Origin of the sequence: Aurantiacibacter xanthus, from assembly GCF_003584015.1 — a bacterium.
In the GTDB taxonomy this organism is placed as follows: domain Bacteria; phylum Pseudomonadota; class Alphaproteobacteria; order Sphingomonadales; family Sphingomonadaceae; genus Alteraurantiacibacter; species Alteraurantiacibacter xanthus.
On sequence record NZ_QXFM01000009.1, the window covers coordinates 1 to 3363 of the forward strand.

The 3363-nt window shown below is 65.4% G+C and carries 3 protein-coding genes and 1 pseudogene; 2 read left to right on the forward strand and 2 right to left on the reverse strand.

What is annotated here, in order from left to right; translation table 11 throughout:
• Positions 1-328, reverse strand: a pseudogene (locus tag D2V17_RS01520) (energy transducer TonB); the annotation flags it as partial.
• Between the two features lie 342 nt (positions 329-670).
• Here D2V17_RS01520 and D2V17_RS20885 point away from each other — a divergent pair.
• Both D2V17_RS20885 and D2V17_RS01530 read left to right on the forward strand, forming a co-directional pair.
• Positions 671-1558, forward strand: a complete 888-nt coding sequence (locus D2V17_RS20885) for a hypothetical protein (RefSeq protein ID WP_147367167.1) — start codon at positions 671-673, stop codon at positions 1556-1558.
• Positions 1559-1675: 117 nt separating this feature from the next.
• Positions 1676-2983 (forward strand): homoserine dehydrogenase, encoded by a 1308-nt coding sequence (locus tag D2V17_RS01530; RefSeq protein ID WP_119591386.1) that lies wholly within the window; start codon positions 1676-1678, stop codon positions 2981-2983.
• 75 nt (positions 2984-3058) lie between these two features.
• Here the strand turns inward: D2V17_RS01530 and D2V17_RS21145 are convergent.
• Positions 3059-3363 (reverse strand): hypothetical protein (locus tag D2V17_RS21145; protein WP_220474045.1); only part of this gene is annotated, 305 nt, incomplete at its 5' end.

A 3363-nucleotide genomic window follows, 5' to 3' on the forward strand; every position in this document is an offset into this window, starting at 1 on the left:
GCGGCGGAATGATGCGCGCTGGCGGGGCTGGCGGCGGAATCCGCGGCTGTGTCACGATCGGCGGCGGTGCCGGCGCAATATTGATCGGCGGCGGCGGCGCAACCGGCGGCGGCGGTACCGTATCAGGTTCCGGCGGCGGAGGGACTTCCTCCGTCGGCTCGGGTTCGGGCTCTTCAATATCGACCGTGGTTACACGCTCGACCACCGATTTGACCGCCGAATAGGCAAGCCCGGTGACCAACGTGTAGCCAATGACGACATGAATGAGGCCAACGATGATAATCGCGACGACGCGACTACCGCTCATTTGTTGGTCAGCGTAAGCCATCCAGTCCCATCACTCCATCTCAAACACGCCATGCCCACAAGGGGGCCTGGCCCTCAGGGCCAGCAACCATTGGTGTGGTATGCTGGCCACGCTCGATTCAAAAATGTTCGGCCGAAACCGACATCACTTTCCCCTTTGCAGCAAACCTTGATGGAATGTGCAATGCTAAGGCGCCAGTAATCTTGTTTTGTTAGCCGGGCCGTTTGGCGAGGGTGTAACGGCGATGGCGGGCATGGGCAAACGCTTTATCCGTTCACGGGTGATTCACGCGTACGTCATTTCTTTATGCGAAACTCGCGGGTTGCTATGCCCCTGAACCATGGCTTGGAAAGGAAGGCGTCAATGCCCGCTCACACGCTGATTTGCTCGAAATTTCGTATGGTTACTGCCGCGGTTACGGCCGCTCTGGCGGTGTCTGCATGCGCCACGACGGGCACGCAAAGTGGCTCGCAAGCCCCCGTTTCAGCCGAACTGCCGCCAGAGCGCGCGCCAACCTATGCCGACCTCGTCTCTCACGCGCTGAAGGCGGATATTGTCGGTGTTGTTTTTGTTGATAAACAAATAGTTGTGCCTGTCGAGCGGGCGCCGAACCTCGCGCCGGGGCAGGTCCGACTGTACGCCGAGTCGACGATTCGGCGATTGTTGAAAAGTCCGGTGCCTTTGGGCGAATCCTTGAATTTTCTTGTCGATAAGATGCCGAATCAGGACAGGGAATTGCCGCGAATCACCCGTCAGGCATTCGTTTTCTTCGCGGACCCGGTGCCCGGACAGCCCAATTCGGTGCAATTGTTGTCGTCCGATTCGCTGATTCCGGCCGGCCCCATGATCGAAGCCCGGCTCGAACGGGTGCTGACCCAGCTCGCGGCCAGCGATGCGCTGCCGGCGATCACGGGCCTCAAGGATGTGATTTCGGTGGCCGGTAACCTCGCGGGCGAATCGGAAACCCAGATGTTCATCCAGACCGCGACCGGCGCACCGGTTTCGCTGAGCGTCGTGCGGCGTCCGGGCATGGAACCGCACTGGGGCGTTTCGCTGGGAGAGATCGTCGATCAGGGCGCTCGTCCGCCCGAGCCTGAGACGATCGCCTGGTATCGCTTCGCCTGCGAGCTGCCCGATCAGCTTCCTGCCGACAGTTATCTCCAGTCCGACCGCGCCTCGCGGCGACAGGCGCAGGAGGACTATGCCTTCATCAAGCGCGAGCTGGGGCCGTGCGAGCGGCGGATGGGCTGAAAATTCGGTCCATTGGCCACGATCGCACCCTAGCCATGGCGCGCGCCGGGCTTTAACGCCCCTGCACGAAGGTCCGGCATTTGCGCCGGCTCCGGGACTTGCGAAAGAGGGCACTAAATGGCGGACAGCTTGCGGATCGCATTGGCAGGGCTGGGTACGGTTGGCGCGGGGGTAATCCGCGTTCTCACCGAGAACGGCGACCTTATTGCCAGGCGCGCTGGGCGTCCGATCGAGATCGTCGCCGTCAACGCGCGCGACCGCAGCAAGGATCGCGGTGTCGATCTGTCGGGCTATGCCTGGGAAGACGACATGGCTGCCTTCGCGGATCGCGACGATGTGGATGTGGTCGTGGAGCTGGTTGGTGGCTCCGACGGTCCGGCGCTGGCGCTGGCGCGCAAGACGCTCGCGGGCGGCAAGGGGCTGGTCACCGCCAACAAGGCGATGATCGCGCACCACGGCATGGAGCTGGCCGAAGCGGCGGAGCAGGCCGGTGTGCCGCTGCGTTATGAGGCGGCGGTGGCGGGCGGCATCCCGGCGATCAAGGGGCTGGGCGAAGGCGCGGCGGCCAACCGGATCGAGCGCATCTATGGCATCCTCAACGGCACCTGCAATTATATCCTCTCGCAGATGGAGGGCTCGGGCGCCGATTTCGCCGACGTGCTGAAGGACGCGCAGGAGCTGGGCTATGCCGAGGCCGACCCGACCTTCGACGTCGAGGGTGTGGACGCCGCGCACAAGCTGGCCATTCTGGCCTCGCTCGCTTTCGGCACCCGGATCGATTTCGGCGCGGTCGACTGCTCGGGCATCAGCGCGATCCGCGCCGCCGACATCGCGCAGGCCGACCAGTTGGGCTTCGTGATCCGTCTGATCGGCCTTGCCGACTGCACCACCGATGAGCTTGGCCCGCGCCTGTTCCAGCGGGTTGCGCCGTGCCTGGTCGCCAAGGACCATGCGCTGGCGGGGCCGAAGGGGCCGACCAATGCCGTGGTGATCGAGGGCGATCATGTTGGCCAGCTGCTGCTTCAGGGTGCGGGTGCTGGCATGGGGCCGACTGCCAGCGCCGTGGTGGCCGACCTGATCGACATCGCGCGCGGCTTCAACCCGCCGCCGCTCGGTCTGCCCGCCGCCATGCTCCAGCCGAGCACGCCGGCCGATCCGGCGGGCCGCCGCAACCGCGCCTATATCCGCTTCACCGTGGCCGACCGCCCCGGCGTGCTGGCCGAGATCACCGCCGCCTTGCGCGACGCGGAGGTCTCGATCGAGAGCCTGATCCAGCATGGCAAGCCGGGTGAGGATGGCGAGCCGGTGCTGGTGGCCATGGTCACGCACGAGGGGCCGGAAGGTTCGGTCGCCAAGGCGCTCGACCTGCTCGCGGGCAGCCCGGCGCTGACCGAGGCCCCGCTGGTGATGCGCCTGATCGACTAGGCACCAGGCGGCGATACCTTATTATATAGGAATTATATAGGAACAGGGCGGCCCGGAATTGGCCGCCCTGTTCGTTTATGCGGGAAGCTGGTCTGCCGCGGGGCGGCGCAGCCAGCCACCGTCGCGCATGGCGAAGCCCGCAAGCGCACCGGCCAGCAGCAGGATCGACAGGTTTGCCGCCAGCACGATGCCGGAGCCCGGCCCGTGCTGGGCGAGCGAAACCGCGAAGGCGCAGACCAGCGCCGCGGCCGACAGCATCAGGACGATACGGTAGTCGGGCTTCACGCTCTGCGGCCGGGCCAGAAAAGCGCCCGCCACCAGCAGCCAGGTCGCAAGGCAGGCGGGCAGCACGGCGGGCGCGATGCCGAGCGCGGCAAAGA